19 protein-coding genes are annotated in these 20,734 nt (G+C 61.5%); 12 read left to right on the forward strand and 7 right to left on the reverse strand.

The features are described 5' to 3' along the window. Positions 1-138 precede the first annotated feature (138 nt). From bioF to TX24_RS10580, 9 genes are all read left to right on the forward strand, one after another. A complete protein-coding gene (gene bioF, locus TX24_RS10540; protein WP_047711933.1) occupies positions 139-1,320 on the forward strand; it encodes an 8-amino-7-oxononanoate synthase in 1,182 nt (393 codons plus the stop codon). Next, positions 1,313-2,044 carry an alpha/beta fold hydrolase gene (locus TX24_RS10545; protein ID WP_057710289.1) on the forward strand — a complete coding sequence of 244 codons (732 nt, stop codon included), beginning with the start codon at positions 1,313-1,315 and terminating at the stop codon, positions 2,042-2,044. Before bioF ends, TX24_RS10545 begins: the two co-directional genes overlap by 8 nt. After that, positions 2,037-2,849 carry a malonyl-ACP O-methyltransferase BioC gene (gene bioC, locus TX24_RS10550; RefSeq protein WP_057710290.1) on the forward strand — a complete coding sequence of 271 codons (813 nt, stop codon included), beginning with the start codon at positions 2,037-2,039 and terminating at the stop codon, positions 2,847-2,849. The genes TX24_RS10545 and bioC overlap by 8 nt, the downstream gene beginning before the upstream one ends. Further along, on the forward strand, positions 2,846-3,526 hold the full coding sequence (bioD, locus tag TX24_RS10555) for a dethiobiotin synthase (RefSeq protein WP_047711931.1): 681 nt from the start codon (positions 2,846-2,848) through the stop codon (positions 3,524-3,526). Before bioC ends, bioD begins: the two co-directional genes overlap by 4 nt. Before the next feature lie 107 nt (positions 3,527-3,633). Next, positions 3,634-3,915, forward strand: coding sequence for a hypothetical protein (locus TX24_RS10560; protein ID WP_057710291.1), 282 nt, complete (start codon positions 3,634-3,636; stop codon positions 3,913-3,915). Between the two features lie 323 nt (positions 3,916-4,238). Continuing rightward, entirely contained in the window at positions 4,239-6,044 is a 1,806-nt protein-coding gene (locus tag TX24_RS10565) for a phenylacyl-CoA dehydrogenase (protein WP_020302163.1), read from the forward strand. 318 nt (positions 6,045-6,362) lie between these two features. Then, entirely contained in the window at positions 6,363-7,652 is a 1,290-nt protein-coding gene (locus TX24_RS10570; protein WP_057710292.1) for a GGDEF domain-containing protein, read from the forward strand. 90 nt (positions 7,653-7,742) lie between these two features. Beyond that, complete coding sequence (locus tag TX24_RS10575; protein ID WP_057710293.1) at positions 7,743-9,512, forward strand: acyl-CoA dehydrogenase C-terminal domain-containing protein; 1,770 nt, start codon at positions 7,743-7,745, stop codon at positions 9,510-9,512. A gap of 249 nt (positions 9,513-9,761) precedes the next feature. Continuing rightward, positions 9,762-11,540, forward strand: a complete 1,779-nt coding sequence (locus tag TX24_RS10580; protein ID WP_044271741.1) for an acyl-CoA dehydrogenase C-terminal domain-containing protein — start codon at positions 9,762-9,764, stop codon at positions 11,538-11,540. Between the two features lie 226 nt (positions 11,541-11,766). Here TX24_RS10580 and TX24_RS10585 read toward each other — a convergent pair whose 3' ends face one another. Beyond that, complete coding sequence (locus TX24_RS10585) at positions 11,767-12,666, reverse strand: LysR family transcriptional regulator (RefSeq protein ID WP_032895007.1); 900 nt, start codon at positions 12,664-12,666, stop codon at positions 11,767-11,769. Positions 12,667-12,875: 209 nt separating this feature from the next. Between TX24_RS10585 and TX24_RS10590 the strand changes: the two genes are divergently transcribed. From TX24_RS10590 to TX24_RS30670, 3 genes are all read left to right on the forward strand, one after another. Further along, positions 12,876-14,138 (forward strand): aspartate aminotransferase family protein, encoded by a 1,263-nt coding sequence (locus TX24_RS10590; protein ID WP_057710294.1) that lies wholly within the window; start codon positions 12,876-12,878, stop codon positions 14,136-14,138. 242 nt (positions 14,139-14,380) lie between these two features. After that, positions 14,381-14,698, forward strand: coding sequence for a helix-turn-helix domain-containing protein (locus TX24_RS10595; protein ID WP_034133912.1), 318 nt, complete (start codon positions 14,381-14,383; stop codon positions 14,696-14,698). 93 nt (positions 14,699-14,791) lie between these two features. Next, complete coding sequence (locus TX24_RS30670; RefSeq protein ID WP_003194776.1) at positions 14,792-14,950, forward strand: YqaE/Pmp3 family membrane protein; 159 nt, start codon at positions 14,792-14,794, stop codon at positions 14,948-14,950. 5 nt (positions 14,951-14,955) lie between these two features. Here TX24_RS30670 and pqqE read toward each other — a convergent pair whose 3' ends face one another. From pqqE to pqqF, 6 genes are all read right to left on the reverse strand, one after another. Then, positions 14,956-16,086 carry a pyrroloquinoline quinone biosynthesis protein PqqE gene (gene pqqE / locus TX24_RS10600; protein ID WP_019817403.1) on the reverse strand — a complete coding sequence of 377 codons (1,131 nt, stop codon included), beginning with the start codon at positions 16,084-16,086 and terminating at the stop codon, positions 14,956-14,958. Beyond that, a complete protein-coding gene (pqqD, locus tag TX24_RS10605) occupies positions 16,079-16,354 on the reverse strand; it encodes a pyrroloquinoline quinone biosynthesis peptide chaperone PqqD (RefSeq protein ID WP_047711928.1) in 276 nt (91 codons plus the stop codon). Before pqqD ends, pqqE begins: the two co-directional genes overlap by 8 nt. Beyond that, entirely contained in the window at positions 16,351-17,103 is a 753-nt protein-coding gene (pqqC, locus tag TX24_RS10610) for a pyrroloquinoline-quinone synthase PqqC (protein WP_047711927.1), read from the reverse strand. The genes pqqD and pqqC overlap by 4 nt, the downstream gene beginning before the upstream one ends. 11 nt (positions 17,104-17,114) lie before the next feature. After that, positions 17,115-18,026 (reverse strand): pyrroloquinoline quinone biosynthesis protein PqqB, encoded by a 912-nt coding sequence (gene pqqB / locus TX24_RS10615; RefSeq protein ID WP_057710295.1) that lies wholly within the window; start codon positions 18,024-18,026, stop codon positions 17,115-17,117. A gap of 71 nt (positions 18,027-18,097) precedes the next feature. Continuing rightward, positions 18,098-18,172, reverse strand: a complete 75-nt coding sequence (gene pqqA, locus TX24_RS30675; protein WP_003194766.1) for a pyrroloquinoline quinone precursor peptide PqqA — start codon at positions 18,170-18,172, stop codon at positions 18,098-18,100. A 158-nt stretch (positions 18,173-18,330) separates the two neighbouring features. Then, on the reverse strand, positions 18,331-20,700 hold the full coding sequence (gene pqqF / locus TX24_RS10620; RefSeq protein ID WP_082628795.1) for a pyrroloquinoline quinone biosynthesis protein PqqF: 2,370 nt from the start codon (positions 20,698-20,700) through the stop codon (positions 18,331-18,333). Positions 20,701-20,734 lie beyond the last annotated feature (34 nt).

Here is a 20,734-nt window from a genome sequence, read left to right on the forward strand (position 1 = left end):
GGAATGCATCCCAGTGTAGGAGCTGGCTTGCCTGCGATGACGGCGGCACTTTCAGCGTAGAAGTGTCAGAAGGACCGCTATCGCAGGCAAGCCAGCTCCCACATTGGACGCAGTTGAACCTGTTAAATCGAGGCCAGCATGTCTTTCGATCTCGCCGCGCGCCTCGCTGCCCGCCGTGCCGACCATCTTTACCGCCAGCGCCCCTTGCTGCAGAGCCCCCAAGGCCCGCAGGTGGTGGTGGACGGGCAACCGTTGTTGGCCTTCTGCAATAACGATTACCTGGGCCTTGCCAATCACCCGCAAGTGATCGAAGCCTGGCGCGCCGGTGCGTCCCGTTGGGGCGTGGGCGGTGGCGCTTCGCATTTGGTGGTGGGCCACGCCACGCCGCACCATGAACTAGAAGAAGCCCTGGCTGACTTGACCGGTCGCCCGCGTGCCTTGCTGTTCACCACCGGCTACATGGCCAACCTCGGCGCGGTCACGGCGCTGGTGGGGCAGGGCGATACGGTACTGGAAGACCGGCTTAACCACGCGTCTTTGCTGGATGCCGGCTTGCTGTCCGGTGCGCGTTTCAACCGCTACTTGCATAACGACGCGGGCAGCCTGGCCAAGCGCCTGGAGAAAGCCACCGGCAATACCTTGGTGGTCACCGACGGTGTGTTCAGTATGGACGGCGACCTTGCCGACCTGCCCGCGCTGGCCCGTGAAACCCGGGCCAAAGGGGCCTGGCTGATGGTGGATGACGCCCATGGTTTCGGCCCGCTGGGCGCCAATGGCGGCGGTATCGTCGAGCATTTCGGCTTGAGCCAGGACGACGTGCCCGTGCTGGTTGGCACCTTGGGCAAAGCGTTCGGCACTGCCGGGGCCTTTGTGGCCGGCAGTGAGGACTTGATCGAGAGCCTGATCCAATTCGCCCGTCCGTATATCTACACCACCAGCCAGCCACCGGCACTGGCCTGCGCCACCCTCAAAAGCCTGGAACTGCTGCGCAGCGAACAGTGGCGACGCGAGCACCTCAACGCGTTGATCCGCCAGTTCCGTCGCGGCGCCGAGCAGATAGGCCTGGCGTTGATGGACAGCTTTACGCCGATCCAACCGATCCTGATTGGCGACAGCGCCCGGGCACTGCGCCTGTCGCAGATGCTGCGCGAGCGCGGCCTGATGGTGACTGCCATTCGCCCACCGACCGTGCCGGCCGGCAGTGCCCGTCTGCGGGTGACATTGACGGCAGCCCACAGCGAAGCGCAGGTGCAGCTACTGTTAGAAGGGTTGCAAGCGTGTTTTCGCTTATTAGGCGACTCGGAGTCTGGCCATGCGTAATCGACTGATCCTGCTACCGGGCTGGGGCCTGGGTGTGTCACCGCTGGAACCGTTGGCCGCCGCGTTGCATGGCCTGAACGAGCACTTGCAGGTACAGATCGAACCCTTGCCGGCGCTTGAGGCCAGCGAACTCGGTGAATGGCTCGACGAACTCGATGCGACGCTGCCGGACAACGCCTGGCTTGGGGGCTGGTCGCTGGGCGGCATGCTCGCGTCCGAGTTGGCGGCGCGCCGTGGCGAGCGGTGCTGCGGTTTGCTGACCCTGGCGAGCAACCCGTGTTTCGTCGCCCATGATGGCTGGCCTCACGGGATGCCTGCTGAAACCTTCGATGCATTTCTGGCCGGCTGCCATGCCGATTCCCAGGTCACGCTCAAGCGTTTTGGCCTGTTGTGCGCCAAGGGTGCCGAGGACACGCGGGGCTTGTCGCGGTTATTGGTCAGCGGCGCGCCGAATACCTCCCCCAGCGTCTTGATGCCCGGCCTGGAACTGCTGGCCCAACTGGATACGCGGGCGGCCTTGCAGGCTTTTCGCGGCCCACAGTTGCACCTGTTTGCCGGCCTGGATGAGCTAGTGCCTGCCGAAGCCGCCAGCGACCTGCTGGCCTTGCTTCCCGATGTGGAAATCGGCCTGATTGAACAGGCCGGTCACGCGTTTCTTCTGGAAGACCCTCACGGAGTAGCCGGTGCTATCCAGGCTTTTTTGCATGAGTGTGTTGATGACTGACCTATCCCACCCGCCCTTGCCTGGGGGCTTGCCGGACAAGCGCCAGGTCGCGGCCTCGTTCTCCCGTGCGGCGGCCAGTTACGACAGCGTCGCCGAGTTGCAGCGTGCGGTCGGGCATGAACTGCTCGGCCGCTTGCCGCACGGTCTGGTGCCCCAGCGTTGGCTGGACATGGGCTGCGGCACGGGTTACTTCAGCCGCGTATTGGGCGAGCGTTTGCCCGGGAGCCAAGGTGTGGCGCTGGACATTGCCGAGGGCATGCTCAACCACGCGCGTCCGCTGGGTGGCGCCGCGCACTTTATAGCCGGTGATGCAGAACGCTTGCCGCTTGCAGCTGACGGCTTCGAGCTGCTCTTCTCCAGCCTCGCGGTGCAGTGGTGTGCCCATTTTGATGCGGTGCTCAGCGAAGCCCAGCGTGTGCTGCGACCAGGTGGCGTGCTGGCCTTTGCCAGCCTGTGCGTAGGCACCCTGGATGAGTTGCGCGAAAGTTGGCGGGCGGCGGACGGCCTGGTCCACGTCAATCGCTTCCGCACCTTCGAGGCTTATCAGCAACTGTGTGCAGCCAGTGGTTTGCGCGTGATCAGCCTGGAGCGACAGCCCCATGTGTTGCATTACCCGGATGTGCGCAGCCTGACCCATGAGCTCAAGGCATTGGGCGCCCACAACCTCAACCCAGGCCGCCCGGGAGGGTTGACGGGCCGTGCGCGGATTGTCGCGCTGGTAGAGGCCTACGAGCAGTTCCGCCAGGCCCAGGGCCTGCCCGCCACTTACCAAGTGGTGTATGCCGTACTGGAGAAACCGCTATGAGCGCCGCGTACTTCATCACCGGTACAGACACCGATGTTGGCAAGACCACCATCGCCGCCGGCCTGTTGCATGCCGCCAGGCTCGCCGGCAAAAGCACGGCCGCCGGAAAGCCGGTGGCGTCGGGCTGCCAACTGACGGCCAAGGGGTTGCGCAATGCCGATGCGTTGGCGCTGCTGGCCGAGTGTTCCGTGCCGCTCAGTTATGCCGAAGTCAACCCGGTGGCCTTCGAGCCGGCTATCGCGCCGCATCTGGCGGCGCGCGAGGCGGGCGTCGGGCTCACGGTGCAATCGCTGCTCAAACCGATGCAGCAGATCCTGGCACGGGGCGCGGACTTCACTTTGATCGAAGGGGCGGGCGGTTGGCGCGTGCCCTTGGCCGACCAGGCCAACCTGTCGGACCTGGCCATGGCGCTCAAACTGCCGGTGATCCTGGTGGTAGGCGTGCGCCTGGGGTGCATCAGCCACGCGTTGCTCACCGCCGAAGCCATCGCACGGGATGGCTTGCCGCTGGCGGGCTGGGTGGCAAATATCATCGACCCCAAGACCTCCCGTCTGGAAGAAAACCTCGCCACCCTGGCTGAGCGCCTGCCCGCGCCTTGCCTGGGGCGAGTGCCGAAACTCAAACATGCCGGGGCCGCCGCAGTGGCCGAGTACCTGGAGCTGGACCTGCTTGACTGATTTTGGCTATCGCTAAGGCAATATGCCATTAGTGTTTTTGACGGGCCTTTTGCCAGGATGTCTGGTTCAATCGGGCTTCACGATTTTCTCAAAGGCAGGCTTACGCCATGGACATCTCTGGAAGCAGCGCGTTTTATTCGGGCCTGAGCAGCATTCAGACCGGGCAGAACCGTGTCGACCAGGCGGCCGGCAAGATTGCCAGCGCCGCGACCACCCAGCCATCGGCCGCGCAAAGCGACCGTCTGCAAGCCAATGACCGCGCCCAAGCGTCCAACTCGGCAAGCAACATGGTGGAAATGGCCCAGGGCAAGTTTCAAGTCGAGCTGGGGGCGAAAGTCGCCAAGGCTTCGGGTGAAATGCTCGGTACCTTGATCGATACCTACGCTTAACGTCTCTATCGCACGCCCGCTCTCCTGTGGGAGCTGGCTTGCCTGCGATAGCATCAACGCGTACTGCCTGATACACCCTGGCGCCTGCATCGCAGGCAAGCCAGCTCCCACAATCGTTCTGCGACATTCTGTTCGTCCTTAAATCATGAGGCATCTCGCCTCAGGCCTTACCGCGCCTGACGCTGACCCGCGTCAAGACAAACGGCATCTGGCCGACGCTTGACAACCCTGGGTCGTAAACGTATGTTTCAAACACCTGTTTGACCGCCATAACAAATCCACGCGGTTGTTCATCCCAGCTACATCAGCAGAGGTTTATCGCTATGCCTGACTACAAGGCCCCCTTGCGTGATATTCGCTTCGTTCGTGACGAACTGCTCGGTTATGAAGCGCACTATCAGAGCCTGCCGGCTTGCCAGGACGCTACCCCGGACATGGTCGACGCCATCCTCGAAGAAGGCGCCAAGTTCTGTGAGCAAGTACTGGCACCCTTGAACCGCGTGGGCGACATCGAAGGGTGTACCTGGAGTGAGTCAGGCGTTAAAACCCCAGCAGGTTTCAAAGAAGCCTACAAACAATTCGTCGAAGGCGGCTGGCCAAGCCTGGCCCACGACGTGGAGCACGGTGGCCAAGGCCTGCCGGAATCCCTGGGCCTGGCTGTGAGCGAAATGGTCGGCGAAGCCAACTGGTCGTGGGGCATGTACCCTGGCCTGTCCCATGGCGCGATGAACACCATTTCCGAGCACGGCACCCCCGAGCAGCAAGACGCTTACCTGACCAAGCTGGTGTCGGGCGAATGGACCGGCACCATGTGCCTGACCGAGCCACACTGCGGCACCGACCTGGGCATGCTGCGCACCAAGGCCGAGCCTCAGGCTGACGGTTCCTACAAAGTCTCCGGTACCAAGATCTTCATCTCGGCCGGCGAACACGACATGGCCGACAACATCGTCCACATCGTACTGGCCCGCCTGCCGGACGCACCGGCTGGCACCAAAGGTATCTCGCTGTTTATCGTGCCCAAGTTCCTGCCCAACGCCGATGGTTCGGTGGGCGAGCGCAACGCGGTCACCTGTGGTTCCCTGGAACACAAGATGGGCATCCACGGCAACGCCACCTGCGTGATGAACTTCGACGCGGCCACCGGTTTCCTGATCGGCCCGGCGAACAAAGGCCTGAACTGCATGTTCACCTTTATGAACACCGCTCGCCTGGGCACCGCGCTGCAAGGCCTGGCCCACGCCGAGATCGGCTTCCAGGGCGGCTTGAAATATGCGCGTGATCGCCTGCAAATGCGCTCCCTGACCGGCCCGAAAGCACCGGACAAAGCCGCTGACCCGATCATCGTGCACCCTGACGTACGCCGCATGCTGCTGACCATGAAAGCCTTCGCCGAAGGTAACCGTGCGATGGTGTATTTCACCGCCAAGCAAGTGGACATCGTCAAGTACGGCACCGACGACGAAGCCAAGAAGCAGGCCGATGCCCTGTTGGCCTTCATGACCCCGATCGCCAAGGCGTTCATGACCGAAGTCGGTTTTGAATCGGCCAACCACGGCGTGCAGATCTACGGTGGCCACGGCTTTATCGCTGAGTGGGGCATGGAGCAGAACGTTCGCGACAGCCGCATTTCGATGCTGTACGAAGGCACCACCGGCATTCAGGCGCTGGACCTGCTCGGCCGTAAAGTGCTGATGACCCAAGGCGAAGCGCTCAAGGGCTTCACCAAGATCGTGCACAAGTTCTGCCAAGCCAACGAAGGCAACGAAGCGGTCAAAGAGTTCGTTGCACCGCTGGCGGCACTGAACAAAGAGTGGGGCGAGTTGACCATGAAGGTCGGCATGGCCGCGATGAAAGACCGTGAAGAAGTCGGCGCCGCTTCGGTGGACTACCTGATGTACTCCGGTTACGCGTGCCTGGCTTACTTCTGGGCCGACATGGCACGCCTGGCCGCCGAGAAACTGGCCGCTGGCACCAGCGAAGAGGCGTTCTACACCGCCAAATTGCAGACTGCGCGCTTCTACTTCCAGCGCATCCTGCCGCGTACCCGCACCCACGTGGCAACCATGCTGTCGGGCGCCAACAACCTGATGGACATGAAAGAAGAAGACTTCGGCCTGGCTTACTAAGCCTTACCGGGTTGTTGAAAAAAACCGCCGCCTCCTTCGGGACGCGGCGGTTTTTTTGCACTCCTGTAGGAGCGAGCTTGCTCGCGAAGGCCGCTAACGATAATGCGGGCGGCCTGATTAAACGCGGTGCCGGTGACATTTTCGCGAGCAAGCTCGCTCCTACAGAAGGCGCGCATAAAAAACCGCAGTGATGCACTCAGGGATTGCGATGAGCTGCCGTTACAGTGATGGCAATGTGATACATGCCCGGTCGGTTGTGCTTAACTGACCGCTTAGAGGCACAGTGCCATTATTTGTTTGCGGGTCGGAGTTTTACCCTTGTCACGCGTGTCCGCTGTACGTTTCAGCCATTTTCTCCCTTCGCTGCTGCTGTTGCTGGCCGGGCTCTCGGCTGCGTACGTCAAGGACCTCAGCGTCTTCTTCACCTCGCTGTTCAACGTGTTGCCCACCCTGGTCCTGTTGCTTGGCGGTGCCTATTGCGCGGTGTATCGACGCCAGCGTGAACTGTTCCTGATGGTCACGGTGTACGTCGCCTATTTCCTGCTGGATACCCAGACCGACTTCTACCGTGACAACGGCCGCGTGCGTGAAGACGCTGCGGTGGTGTTCCACCTGTGTTGCCTGCTGTTGCCCTTGCTGTTCAGCATCTATGCGCTGTGGCAGGAAAAGACCCATCTGTTCCGTGACTTCGTCGCCCGCTGCGCGGTGCTGCTGGCGGTGGGCAGTGTGGCGCTGGCCTTGGAGCAGAGTTTTCCCCAGGCTTTGCTGGGCTGGTTGGCGGAGATTCGCTGGCCGATGCTGCACGGCGCGTGGATGAGCCTGATCCAACTCTCGTACCCGATGTTCCTGATCGGCTTTCTCACTCTGGCCGCCCAATACTGGTACCAGCCGCGCCCGCTGCACGCCGCGCAACTGGTGGGGCTGCTGGGGATGTTCTGGATGTTGCCGCAAACGTTCATCTTGCCGTTCACCCTCAACATCATGTGCAGCCAGGTGATGCTGATGATCGCTGCGGGGGTGGCACACGAGGCGTATCAAATGGCGTTCCGTGATGAACTCACCGGCTTGCCGGGGCGCCGTGCGCTCAACGAGCGCATGCAGCGGCTGGGGCGTAACTATGTGCTGGCGATGAGCGACGTCGATCACTTCAAGCGTTTCAATGACACCCACGGCCACGACGTGGGCGACCAGGTGCTGCGCCTGGTGGCGAGCAAGCTGTCCAAGGTCAGCGGTGGTGGGCGGGCTTACCGTTACGGCGGTGAAGAGTTTGCCGTGGTGTTTGCCGGCAAGACTTTGGATGAGTGCATGCCGCACCTGGAGGAGATCCGCGAGATCATCGCCAGCTACGACATCAAGTTGCGCAACCCGGACCGCCCCCAGGACGACCATCAAGGCCGCCAACGCCGTACGGGCAGCGGAGCATCCAGTGTGTCGGTGACGGTAAGCATCGGCGTGGCCGAGCGCCAGGCCGAGCAGCGTAGCCCCGACGAGGTGCTCAAGTCCGCCGACCAGGCGTTGTACGCCGCCAAGGGGGCGGGGCGTAATTGTGTGGTCGCGGCCGGGCAAACCCGCCGTGGCGCGGTGCGCATGCAAAGCGCTGCCGGTTGAGTAATGGCGCTGTATTCAGCAGCGCTACAGTGATTGTCCACGGCCATGGCCGGCAGTAGGTTAACCCTATCTGCTGCCGGAGACATTGCCATGCCTGAGTACAAAGCTCCCTTGCGCGACATGCGCTTTCTTATCGACACCGTATTCGATTTCCACGGCCACTATGCGGCCCTTGGCGCCACGGATGCCAGCCCGGACATGGTCAGTGCGATCCTCGAAGAAGGCGCCAGATTCTGCGAAAACGTACTCGCGCCGCTCAATCGCAGCGGCGATGAAGAGGGCTGCCATTTCGATAATGGCGTGGTGACCACGCCCAAAGGCTTCAAGCAAGCCTTTGCCCAGTATGTTGAGGGTGGCTGGCATGGCGTGGCGGCAGACCCGGCCTACGGTGGCCAGGGCCTGCCCCATTCCCTGGGCCTGGTGCTGAGCGAGATGATCGGCTCCAGCAACACCTCCTGGGGCATGTACCCAGGCCTGACCCACGGCGCGATGTCGGCCATCCACGCTCACGGCACCGACGAACAGAAAGCCACCTACCTGAGCAAACTCACCGCCGGCGAATGGACCGGCACCATGTGCCTGACCGAAGCCCACTGCGGCACCGACCTGGGCTTGATCAAGACCCGCGCCGTGCCACAGGCGGACGGCAGTTACGCGGTCACCGGCAGCAAGATCTTCATCTCGGCCGGTGAGCACGACATGAGCGCCAATATCATCCACCTGGTGCTGGCCAAGCTGCCGGACGCACCGGCGGGCACCAAGGGCATCTCATTGTTTATCGTGCCCAAGTTCCATGCCGACTCCGGCGAGCGCAATGCGGTGCACTGCGGCTCCATCGAACACAAGATGGGCATCAAGGCCTCGGCCACCTGCGTGTTGAACTTCGATGGCGCCAAGGGCTTTTTGATTGGCGAGGCGAACAAGGGCCTCAACTGCATGTTCACCATGATGAACCACGCGCGCCTGGGCACCGGCATGCAGGGCCTGTGCAACGGCGAGGCGAGCTTCCAGGGCGCGATCAAGTACGCCAACGACCGTTTGCAGATGCGCTCGCTGACCGGTGCCAAGGCCCCGGAGAAAGCCGCCGACCCGATCATCGTGCACGCCGATGTCCGTCGCATGTTGCTGACCATGAAAGCCTTCAACGAAGGCAACCGCGCCTTGACCTATTTCACCGCGCAACTGCTCGATACCGCGCACCTGGGCAGCGACGCCGGCCAACGCCAGGAAGCCGAGGACCTGTTGGCCTTCCTCACGCCGATCTGCAAAGCCTTCATGACCGAAACCGGCCTGGAGGTGACCAACCACGGCATGCAGGTATTCGGTGGCCATGGCTATATTCGTGAGTGGGGCATGGAGCAACTGGCCCGTGACGCACGGATTGCGCCGATCTATGAAGGCACCAACGGCATCCAGGCTCTGGACCTGCTCGGGCGCAAGGTATTGGGCAGCCAGGGCAAGTTGCTGCGTGGGTTTACCAAAATTGTGCATAAGTTCTGCGCGGCCAATGCCGAGCATGCGCAACTCAAGGCCCATGTGACGCAGCTCAATGAGCTGAACCAGCAGTGGGGCGAGCTGACCCTGAAGGTCGGCACGGCGGCGATGAAAAACCCTGACGAAGTGGGCGCTGCGGCGATGGATTACCTGATGTACAGCGGTTACATCATCCTTGCCTACTTGTGGTTGCGCATGGCGATCACGGCGCAAGCCCAGGATGACCCAGGGTTTGCCCAGGCGAAGCTTGCGACCTGCGACTTTTATTTCAAGCGCCTGTTGCCGCGTACGGCCATGCACCGTGCTGCGGTGGAGGCGGGGAGCGAATGCCTGATGAGCTTACCGGCGCAGGCCTTTGCACTGTAGAGGTCACTGATTGCTCGGGGTCAAAATGCGGGAGCGGGCTTGCCCGCGAATGCGCTGGTACAGTCAAAGATGTAGCGACTGACACGCCGCATTCGCGAGCAAGCCCGCTCCCACAATGGTTTGTATGTGACTTATAAATACTTAATGGTCACGAACGGACCCTATGTGTCTTAAAAGTTGTTCGGGTACACTCGACGCCTGTAAAACCGATCCTATCGAATCATTTTTCACGTTCTCACGAGGTTTGCCATGGCTGATTACAAAGCGCCGTTGCGTGATATGCGCTTCGTCCTCAACGAAGTTTTTGAGGTCGCTAATACTTGGGCCCAGTTACCGGCATTGGCAGACAGCGTTGACGCCGAAACTGTCGAGGCGATCCTGGAGGAGGCCGGCAAAGTCACCGCCAAATCCATCGCCCCACTCAGCCGCGGCGGCGATGAGCAAGGCTGCCATTGGGCAGGCGGCGCCGTCACGACGCCCGACGGTTTCCCCCAGGCCTACAGCACCTACGCCGAAGGCGGCTGGGTGGGTGTGGGCGGCGACCCGACCTACGGCGGCATGGGCATGCCCAAGGCGGTGTCGGCGCAGGTTGAAGAAATGATCAACTCGTCGAGCCTGGCCTTCGGCCTGTACCCGATGTTGACCTCCGGCGCCTGTGTCTCCATCAACACCCACGCCAGTGAAGCACTCAAGGCCACCTACCTGCCGAAGATGTATTCCGGTGAGTGGGCCGGTTCCATGTGCCTGACGGAAGCCCATGCCGGTACCGACCTGGGGATGATCCGCACCAAGGCCGAGCCTCAGGCGGACGGTTCCTACAAGGTCAGCGGCACCAAGATCTTCATCACCGGCGGCGAGCACGACCTCACCGACAACATCATCCACCTGGTGCTGGCCAAACTGCCGGACGCACCGGCCGGGCCCAAGGGCATCTCGCTGTTCCTGGTACCGAAGTTTTTGGTGAATGCCGATGGCAGCCTGGGCGCGCGTAACCCGGTGAACTGCGGTTCCATTGAGCACAAGATGGGCATCCAGGCCTCCGCCACCTGTGTGATGAACTTCGACGAAGCCGTGGGCTACTTGGTTGGTGAGCCCAACCGTGGCTTGGCGGCGATGTTCACCATGATGAACTATGAGCGACTGGGTGTTGGCATTCAGGGCTTGGCATCGGGCGAGCGCTCCTATCAGAACGCGATTGAATATGCCCGCGACCGTCTGCAAAGCCGTTCCCCGCTAGGCGCGCAGGCCAAGGACAAGCCGGCAGACCCGATCATCGTGCATCCGGATGTGCGTCGCATGTTGCTGACCATGAAGGCGGCGAACGAAGGCGGCCGGGCGTTCTCCACCTACGTGGCGACGCAGTTGGACATTGCCAAGTTCAGTGACGATGCCCAGGCCCGCGAGCGTGCCGATAACCTGGTGGCGTTGCTGACCCCGGTTGCCAAGGCGTTCCTCACCGACCTGGGCCTGGAAACCACCGTACTCGGCCAGCAGGTGTTTGGTGGCCACGGTTACATCCGCGAGTGGGGCCAGGAGCAACTGGTGCGTGACGTGCGCATCACCCAGATCTACGAAGGCACCAACGGCATTCAGGCCCTGGACCTGATGGGCCGCAAGATCGTCGGTAGCGGCGGTGCGTTCTATACCTTGTTCGCCGATGAGATCCGCCAGTTCATCGCCGCATCGGGCCCTGAGTTGGCCGAGTTCACCACGCCGCTGAGTGCGGCTGTGGATAACCTCGATGAGCTGACGGCCTGGGTGCTGGACCGCGCCAAGAGCAACGCCAATGAAATCGGCGCGGCCTCGGTGGAATACCTGCATGCGTTCGGCTACATGGCCTATGCCTATATGTGGGCGCGCATGGCCAAGGCGGCGTTGGGCAAAGAGGGTGAGGAGGATTTCTACGCCAGCAAACTGGGAACTGCACGCTTCTACTTTGCCCGTCTGTTGCCGCGTATCCACTCGTTGAGTGCGTCGGTAAAAGCCGGTAGCGAATCACTGTTCCTGATGGATGAAGCCCTGTTTTAAGGGCGCGGAGGGCGTGTAAGCATTCTCTTACATGACGTGCTGCTAATCGTCCTCTATCGCCACATTGGATCCACGGCTAATCTACTTCACATGGACGTCGCGCAGGAAGCGCAAAGCAACAACACGGACACGTAGGATTCTGCCAGGATGGCGGAGTGAAATGGATGTCAGGGAAACAGTCTGCAAAGCCCCGCTTCGGCGGGGTTTTCTTTTGCCCGCGAAAAAGTCAGGCGCTTGCCGGCGGGGCATTCATCACGTCTTCCAGCAGGGTGCGCAGCAACGCCACCGTCGCCTGCTGGCGTTGCACATCGCGGCATACCAGCCCGACTTTCAGCGCTACCCTGGGCTCGCTCAAGGGTTTCCACAGCAGCGCCTTGCTGTTGTGTTCGTCCTGGGAGCGCCCAGGCAGCACTGTCGCCAAGCGGGTGTGAGGCAGGCTGTCGAGAATGCCCACCATGGTATTGAGCTCCGCCTGCACTTGCGGGCGCCGCCCGAGGTTGGACAGTTGGCCTTGCCAGATCTGCCGAACCTGAAACTCTTCCCCCAGCAGCAACATCGGTAATTCGGCGGCTTGTTTGAGCGAGACTTTCTTGAACTCGCGCAAGGGGTGGTCTTCAGGAATCACTACCTTCAACTCGTCTTCATACAGCAGCACGCCATGCAGGCCCGGCTGGCGGGGTGGCAGGTAGCTGATGCCAATATCGAGTGAGCCATTGAGCAACCGCCGCTCAATCTCAAGCCCGGTCAGCTCGTAGATCTGCACCACTAGATGGGGCTGGGCTTTGCGCACGCGCTCAAGCATCTGTGGTACCAGGCTGGTGTGCACGGTTTGCAGCACGCCGATGGCCAGGGTGCGCATGGCTTGGCCCTTGAAATTGCGCAGCGCCTCCACGGCTTGCTGCATGCCATCAATCAGCGGCAATGCGTGGTTGTATAAGGTGTGGGCCGCCAGGGTCGGCAACAGGCGCTTGCTGCTGCGTTCGAACAGGCTGACGTCGAGGTTCTGTTCCAGTTGGCGAATCTGTTGCGACAGCGCTGGCTGGGAGATGGACAGACGCTCCGCGGCACGGCCTACGTGGCCTTCCTCATACACCGCGACGAAATAACGCAGTTGCTTGAAATCCATAAGGTTTGCTTATCGAAAAAGCTGGAAAATCGAAATGGCCGCTGGCCCCCGAGGCGCCTAGTCTAGCGCCTATTCGCAGGGCTTACAGGGCCGGATCGGACAATGAACAGCGTTTTTGTTGATAGCGTTTACATAGGCAAGGCAAAAAATCTGAAGGCCTCATTGGCAGGCGGCATCGACCAAGGTCAGGTTGCCAGTGGGGGTGAAGTGTGAACTTGTTCCGTCGCTCTGCGCCGAGTCTGGATGACCTGGTTGTGCATGCCCCGCGTGCAGAGGTTTCCAGCCAGTGCCTGATGCCCACTGTGGCGCGCCCGCCCCAAGTATTTGTGCAGGGGCACGGCTCCTGGCTTTCGGACGCTGACGACCGCGCCTATCTGGATTTCAGTCAAGGCGGCGGCGCCAACAGCCTGGGCCACAGTCCCCAGGCCGTGCGCGACGCCATTGCCGAACAGATGCTCACCGTGATCAACCCCGGCCTGGGCTTGCACAACCGCGCGCAACTGGACCTCGTCGACCGTCTGTGCCACCACACCGGCAGCGACCAGGCCTATTTGCTCAACAGCGGTGCCGAAGCCTGTGAAGCGGCCATCAGGTTGGCACGCAAGTGGGGCCAACTGCATCGCGGTGGCGCTTACCACATCATCACCGTAAGCAACGGCTGTCATGGCCGTAGCTTGGGGGCGATGTCGGCGTCGGATGTGGCCTGCGAAAACCGTTTCGAACCGCAGTTGCCAGGTTTCAGCCAGGTGCCGTTCAACGATCTGCCGGCCCTGCATGCAGCGGTGGATGCGCAGACCGTCGCTATCATGCTGGAGCCGATACAAAGCGGCGGCGGTGTCATCCCCGCGACCGAACATTACCTCAAGGGCGTCGAACGCCTGTGTCGTGAGCTGGGGATCCTGCTGATCTTCGACGAAGTGCAAACCGGTGTGGGCCGCTGTGGCAGCTTGCTGGCCGAACAACAATACGGCGTGCGCGCCGACATCATTGCCCTGGGCAAAGGCCTCGGCGGTGGCGTGCCCCTGGCGGCGCTGCTGGCGCGTGGTACTGCCTGTTGCTTCGAACCGGGCGAGTTGGACGGTACGCATCATGGCAATGCGCTGATGGCATCTGCGGGTATCGCGGTACTCGACGCTGTATTGGCGAACGGCTTTCTCGAGCATCTGCGCGAATCCGGCTTGTACCTGGCAGAAGGCCTTGCCCGCCTGGCCTACCGTTACGACCATGGGCCCTTGCGCGGCAACGGGCTGCTTTGGGGCCTGACACTGTCGGACGATTGCGCCGCAGCAGTGGTCAAGGCCGCGCTGCACGAAGGTCTGATTCTCACCGCCTCACAACCTGACTGCCTGCGCTTTACCCCTGCGCTGAACATCAGCAAAACCCACATCGACGAAATGCTGCTGCGGCTTGCCCGCGCCTTTTCTCGGGTGCGCACCGCTCAAGTGCAATGCCGCAAGGGCATCGCCGTTTGACCCCAGTTTCCTGAACCGTCTCGCGGCATACGCGGCGCCTCCAGCCTGATTCTTTTGGCTGGGGGCGTTTTTTTGTCTGGGTAATTTCTGGTGTGAAAACGTTGATTGAGTCTCTCTGGAAACAGTGGTTTTTTAGCGGGCGTCGGCAAGGACTGCCGATGGGGTACGACGTGCTCGACTTTCAATCTATACCACTGGGTGGTATGTTTTTATGAGACTCAAGGAGTTTGTGGAGATACATCATGACCAAAAAGTATAAAAGCGAGGCGTTTGAGTCCATTCACGAGTCAGCCAAAGCGCTTCATGCTGTCGGCGCCATCAGCAAAACCACTCTGCGAGAATATGATGAGGCATGTTTATCCATGCCAGACCAAATCCCTGCCGAACAGATCAAGCAACTACGGGAAAGCAGCCATGTCAGCCAACCTGTATTCGCCCGCTACCTGAACACCAGCGCGTCCACGGTCAAAAAATGGGAGTCGGGAGAGAAACGGCCCAGTGGCATGGCGCTCAAGTTATTGAGCATCGTGCAAAAACATGGGCTGGAGATTCTGGCCTGAGATGGCCCAATGCCAGAATCCACTGAACCCTCACGAACCGCCAATGTCGATTAGCTACACGGCTCACACGAGCCGATTTTCTGGAGCTGACCCATGGACATCATTCGTATCATCATCGCCATTCTGCTGCCGCCATTGGGTGTGTTCCTGCAAGTAGGCTTCGGCGGTGCCTTCTGGCTGAATATCCTGCTGACCCTGTGCGGTTACTTCCCTGGCATCATCCACGCGGTGTACATCATCGCCAAGCGTTGAGGTCCTCAGCCTTTTGCAATGAGCCTTGAGTTGCGCTCATTGCGAAAGGCCAGTTGCTCGATGGTCTGGGTGGCCTGTTCGGCCTCTTCCCGCGCCTGAAGGATGATGCCGTGCTGCTCGGATTTGCTGCATACCGGGTCGGCGTTGCTGGCGTCACCGGTGAGCATGAAGGCCTGGCAACGGCAGCCGCCGAAGTCCTTTTCTTTTTCGTCGCATGAACGGCACGGCTCGGGCATCCAGTCGTAGCCACGAAAGCGATTGAAGCCAAATGAGTCGTACCAGATGTGCTGCATGCTGTGGTCGCGCACATTGGGAAACTGCACCGGCATCTGCCTTGCGCCGTGACAAGGCAGGGCGGTGCCGTCGGGTGTGACGGTCAGGAAGATGCTGCCCCAGCCGTTCATGCAGGCTTTGGGGCGCTCTTCGTAATAGTCCGGTGTCACGAAGATCAGCTTGCACGGGTGGCCTTCGGCTTCCAGCTTGGCGCGGTATTCATTGGTGATGCGTTCGGCGCGCACCAACTGCTCGCGGGTGGGCAGCAAGCCCACGCGATTGAGCTGCGCCCAACCGTAGAACTGGCAGGTGGCGAGCTCGACGAAATCCGCTTCCAGCGCAATGCACAGTTCGATGATGCGGTCGATCTTGTCGATATTGTGCCGATGGGTCACGAAGTTCAGCACCATCGGGTAGCCGTGGGCTTTTACCGCTCGGGCCATTTCCAGTTTTTGCGCGAAGGCTTTTTTCGAGCCGGCCAGCAGGTTGTTTACCTGCTCGTCACTGGCCTGGAAGCTGATCTGGATATGGTCCAGGCCGGCTTTCTTGAAGTCGCTGATTTTTTGCTCGGTGAGGCCAATGCCAGAGGTGATCAGGTTGGTGTAGAAACCCAGCTTGCGCGCCTCACCGATCAGTTCGGCCAGGTCCTGGCGCACCAGCGGCTCACCGCCGGAAAACCCCAGCTGCGCCGCGCCCATTTCACGGGCTTCGCGAAAAACCTTGATCCATTGTTCGGTGCTCAGCTCCTTGCCCTGCTCGGCGAAATCCAGCGGGTTGGAGCAATACGGGCACTGCAACGGGCAGCGATAGGTCAGCTCGGCCAGCAGCCACAGCGGCAGGCCGATGGCGGGCTTCTCAGGCAAGGGTGATCCAGTGCTCAGCACGGGCGACCTCCATGAATTGCTCGATGTCGTCACCCAGCTCCGGCACGCCGGGGAACTGCTTGTCCAGCTCGGCAATAATGGCCGCCACATCGCGCTCGCCGTCGATCAGGCCACCGATCAATGCGGCGCTGTCGTTGAGCTTGATCATGCCTTCGGGGTAGAGCAACACGTGGCCTTTTTGCGCCGGCTCGTATTGGAAGCGGTAGCCCGGGCGCCAGTTCGGGGTGTTGCTGCGATCAAAGCTCATAGGGTGATCCCTTTATGCCATACCCGCTGCTCGGTCACGCTGTGATAGGGCGGGCGTTTGAGTTCGTAGGCCATGCTCATGGCGTCCAGCATGCTCCACAGGATGTCCAGTTTGAACTGGAGAATTTCCAGCATGCGCTCCTGCCCCTCGCGGGTGGTGTAGTGCTGCAGGGTGATCGCCAAGCCGTGTTCCACATCGCGACGGGCCTGGCCCAGGCGTGTGCGGAAGTACTCGTAACCGGCCGGGTCGATCCACGGGTAATGCTGGGGCCAACTGTCGAGGCGCGACTGGTGGATTTGCGGCGCGAACAGCTCGGTCAGCGAGCTGCTGGCGGCTTCTTGCCAACTGGCGCGGCGGGCGAAGTTGACATAGGCGTCCACGGCGAAGCGCACGCCGGGTAGCACCAGCTCTTGAGAGCGCAATTGGTCGGGGTCCAGACCTACAGCCTGGCCCAGGCGCAGCCAGGCTTCGATACCGCCGTCTTCACCGGGCGCGCCGTCATGGTCGAGCAGACGCTGAATCCATTCGCGACGGATTTCACGGTCTGGGCAGTTGGCCAGGATCGCCGCGTCTTTCAGCGGGATATTCACCTGATAGTAGAAGCGATTGGCGACCCAGCCCTGGATCTGCTCACGGCTGGCGCGGCCTTCGTACATCGCCACATGGTAGGGGTGATGGATATGGTAGTAGGCGCCCTTGGCGCGCAGGGCCGCTTCGAACTCAGCCCTGCTCAACGGTGTGTCGGTCATTTCGATCGCTCCTACAATTCAATGCTCATGCCGTCGTAAGCCACTTCGACATTGCGCCGCACCAGCTCCGCTCGCTCGGGAGAGTCTTCATCGAGGATCGGGTTAGTGTTGTTGATGTGGATAAGCACTTTGCGCTGCTTGGGCAGTTGCTCCAGCACTTCAAGCATGCCGCCGGGGCCGTTCTGGGCCAGGTGGCCCATCTCACGCCCGGTGCGGGTGCCGACGCCACGGCGCTGCATTTCATCGTCGTTCCACATCGTGCCGTCGACCAGCAGGCAGTCACTGCCGGCCATGATATCCAACAGCGGCGCGTCGACCTTGCCCAGCCCAGGGGCGTAGAACAGTTTGCCGCCGGTGCGCAGGTCTTCGACGATCAGGCCGATGTTGTCACCGGGGTGCGGATCGAAGCGGTGCGGCGAATAGGGCGGCGCGGCGCTGCGCAACGGCAGCGGGGTGAAGCGCAGGTTGGGGCAGGCCGGGATGGTGAAGCTGGCGTCCAGCTCGATGCGGTTCCAGGCCAGGCCACCGTTCCAGTGGGTCAGCATGGTGAACAACGGGAACCCTGTGCTCAGGTCTTCGTGGACCATGTCGGTGCACCACACCTGGTGTGGGCAGCCTTCGCGCAGGCTCAGCAGGCCGGTGGTGTGGTCGATCTGACTGTCCATCAGGATGATTGCGCTGATGCCGGTATCGCGCAGGGCGCGGCCCGGTTGCATGGGCGCAAAGCCCTGGAGCTGCGCGCGGATATCCGGCGAGGCATTGCAGAGCACCCAGTTCACGCCATCGTCGGAGATCGCGATGGACGACTGGGTACGCGCGTGGGCCCGCAGGCTGCCATCACGAAAACCTGCGCAGTTCACGCAGTTGCAGTTCCACTGCGGGAAGCCACCGCCGGCGGCGGAACCTAGAATCTGGACAAACATGATCGCTCCATCAAGCACAGCTCAAAACAAAAACGCCCCGGGCGAACCGAGGCGTTGTATCACTCAGCCAATCAACGGCTGGCGAAGTACATGGTGACTTCGAAACCAATACGCAGATCAGTGTAAGCAGGTTTGGACCAGGTCATATTCTTACTCCTATCAAGGGATGGGACGTTCACTACCAAGTAATACATATAGTCCACCTCCCATTGGAGATGTTCAGATATTGCTGCGCAATGTTACGCAATTTTATTCAAGTTAGCGCTGTCTCGGTGGAGAAAGCCTGTTGCAGGGTTGGCAATGATCACGGCGCTGCTTGCCAGTCGTCGTTGATACGCGGCCCGTTGGCCACGCAGCGCCAGCCGCCTGCTGCGTCATTGAGTTGGTGCGCGGCGTGCTGCACATCCTCGCGTGTGCGCTGTTGAATCAACTGTTGAAGCTGATCCAGATAACCCGACGAATGACCTGCCAAGTGCGCATGCCAGAGCAACTCGGCAGCTTCGTTGATGGGCAGCGTCTGGGCCGAGAACTGCTGCGCGAGGGCCTGGTTACCCAAGTCGGGGCAGCGCTCGATCAACGACGGCAGTTGCCTCAGGAAGGCCTGCAACTGTTCGACGATGCCGTCCAGGGAAGTGCTGGGCGATTGCACCCCAAACAGCAGGCCGGTTTGGCCGTTGATTGGTCGGATGCCGCTGAACACGGCGTAGCCGATTTGCAATTCGACTCTCAGGCGCTGGTAGAACGGCCCCTGGAGCACATGCGCGAGCAAGCGCCAGTTGGCTTCATCGGCGAGAGATCGCGTCGGTGCTGGGCAAAATAGCAGTAGCGCCGCCTCGCTGGATTCGGTGTTGACTGCGTGCCAGCGCTTTTGTCCGTCAAGGGCCTGAGGTGTGAAAGGCTGAGTTGCCGGTTGCCCAGGCAACCGGGCCGCTGCGGCTTTGATCGCCGCTTCACAGGCGGCGGGCAGACCTGCGCCCAGCCCCTGCCAGCGTGCTGTGGCCCAGGACGCTGTCGTCCCCTGAGGCTCGGGTTGAACACCGGCACAGCAAGCAGGCAACGCCTTGAGCAGTTCCCGGATGGCGATCATCGGCGCGGGAGCGGGCGACGGTTCATCCGAGCCACTCAGGCACCGCGCCAACGCTTCGAGCACCGCCGGCATGGGCTCGTGGAGGCCGTGCATCTTCACCTGCCAGTCAGTGGCGATCGTTTCGCAAGACAACTCGACGCCCGCCTGCCGTGCCTGTTCGCACAACGGCCGCAACAGGCTTTCCAGCCCGGTGGGTACCGCCGAGTCAAACCGCCAGTGCAGGTACAGCGCACCTTCGCCCGTGTCATCCGCCAACGCCTGGCTGAAGGTCAGCGCCGACAGCTCCCGTCGGCCCCGTGAGCGATCCTGGGCAAAGGTACGCAAGCCACGATGGGCGCTGGTTTGGCCGCGAATCAGGCCGGCGCGTTCTTCCTTGGCGGGCGCACGAAGAAAAGGATTGTTAGGCGGCAGTTGCCAAGGGTGCCGGGAGGCGGGCAGGTGCAGTGAATCGAGCATGGCCCTGAGGGCAGCGGCGCCTTGTTCCGACAAGTCGTGGGCGTCGTTGCGCGCCAAGACTAGGGCGCCTTGGACCTGTTGCTGGCGAGCATTGAGCAAGGCGAATTCTTCGCGTAACGCTGTCCAGTCGCTGTGTGCGAAGAAACTCAGCCAGTCGTGCAGTAACTCTTCGATCTGCGTGGCCGGTTCGCGCTCGCTGCCGAGAGTGAAGTGGATATCCAGCACGGCTTGATCCGCAAACTGGTACAGCACGGACGCCTGCAGCGCGATGGCCAGTCGTTGTGCTTGCAGTTCGGCGAACAGCCCGCCGGGGGCCGAGGCGTTGAGCCAGGTGCAGAGAAACGCCAGCGCTTCCCGCGGCGCGTTACAGGTAATGACTTGATGCAGGTGTTGGCCGGCGACGTGTTGATAGCGGCGTGCCGAGCCTTGCATCAAGGCCGGTGGAGCGGCCTGCGGGTGCAATGGCCCGGGTGTCAGTTGGTCACTGAACTGCTGGGCCATGGCCTGCAGGTCTGTCAGCGATTGTGGGCCGGCAAGGCTCAAAGTCATCTGCCCGCTTTGATAAAAGTGTGCGTGGAACCCGCGCAAGGCTTGCTGAAAGGCCTCGCTTTCCACCGGCAGGCTGTCGCGGTTGCCGGCATGAAAACCGCGCAACGGATGATCCGCTGCCAAGCCTTGCAGCAGCGCCACTTGTTGTTGGGCCTTGGCATCCTGGGACCAGGCGATGAACTCCGCGTCGAGCACTTCGCGCTCACGCTGTTGATCGTCGAGGTTCAGGCGTGGGTGCGTCAGCATATCCGCCAACCGCATCAGCCCGTCTGCAAATACCGGCACCGGCAGTTCAAAGAAAAACTCGGTGATGCGCTCACGGGTGCTGGCATTGACCTGCCCGCCGTGTCGCTGCACGTAGGCCATCAGCCCTTCGCCGGCTGGAAAACGCTCGGTACCGAGAAACAACAAGTGCTCAAGAAAATGCGCCAGCCCAGGCCAAGCCAATGGCACGTCATGGCTGCCGGCAGCCACCTGTAAAACGGCGGCGCAGCGCTTCAAGCGTGGCGCATGGCGCAGGCAAACCCGCAGGCCATTGGCGAGGGTCAGGTGAACGGGATGAGGGTGAACCGGCGCAGGCATGGGCACTTCCGAGGCGTGGGAAGTGCCTATGCTA

Origin of the sequence: Pseudomonas lactis, from assembly GCF_001439845.1 — a bacterium.
In the GTDB taxonomy this organism is placed as follows: Bacteria; Pseudomonadota; Gammaproteobacteria; order Pseudomonadales; family Pseudomonadaceae; genus Aquipseudomonas; species Aquipseudomonas lactis.

Bases quoted from the DNA above. Each gene is read 5' to 3' on its own strand.
- pqqF (WP_082628795.1), bottom strand. From the start codon at position 20,700: ATGCCTGCGCCGGTTCACCCTCATCCCGTTCACCTGACCCTCGCCAAT.
- bioD (WP_047711931.1), top strand. From the start codon at position 2,846: ATGAGCGCCGCGTACTTCATCACCGGTACAGACACCGATGTTGGCAAG.
- TX24_RS10585 (WP_032895007.1), bottom strand. From the start codon at position 12,666: ATGGATTTCAAGCAACTGCGTTATTTCGTCGCGGTGTATGAGGAAGGC.
- TX24_RS10580 (WP_044271741.1), top strand. From the start codon at position 9,762: ATGGCTGATTACAAAGCGCCGTTGCGTGATATGCGCTTCGTCCTCAAC.
- pqqD (WP_047711928.1), bottom strand. From the start codon at position 16,354: ATGAGCTTTGATCGCAGCAACACCCCGAACTGGCGCCCGGGCTACCGC.
- TX24_RS10595 (WP_034133912.1), top strand. From the start codon at position 14,381: ATGACCAAAAAGTATAAAAGCGAGGCGTTTGAGTCCATTCACGAGTCA.
- TX24_RS10565 (WP_020302163.1), top strand. From the start codon at position 4,239: ATGCCTGACTACAAGGCCCCCTTGCGTGATATTCGCTTCGTTCGTGAC.
- TX24_RS30670 (WP_003194776.1), top strand. From the start codon at position 14,792: ATGGACATCATTCGTATCATCATCGCCATTCTGCTGCCGCCATTGGGT.
- TX24_RS10560 (WP_057710291.1), top strand. From the start codon at position 3,634: ATGGACATCTCTGGAAGCAGCGCGTTTTATTCGGGCCTGAGCAGCATT.
- bioF (WP_047711933.1), top strand. From the start codon at position 139: ATGTCTTTCGATCTCGCCGCGCGCCTCGCTGCCCGCCGTGCCGACCAT.
- TX24_RS10545 (WP_057710289.1), top strand. From the start codon at position 1,313: ATGCGTAATCGACTGATCCTGCTACCGGGCTGGGGCCTGGGTGTGTCA.
- pqqC (WP_047711927.1), bottom strand. From the start codon at position 17,103: ATGACCGACACACCGTTGAGCAGGGCTGAGTTCGAAGCGGCCCTGCGC.
- pqqB (WP_057710295.1), bottom strand. From the start codon at position 18,026: ATGTTTGTCCAGATTCTAGGTTCCGCCGCCGGCGGTGGCTTCCCGCAG.
- TX24_RS10575 (WP_057710293.1), top strand. From the start codon at position 7,743: ATGCCTGAGTACAAAGCTCCCTTGCGCGACATGCGCTTTCTTATCGAC.
- bioC (WP_057710290.1), top strand. From the start codon at position 2,037: ATGACTGACCTATCCCACCCGCCCTTGCCTGGGGGCTTGCCGGACAAG.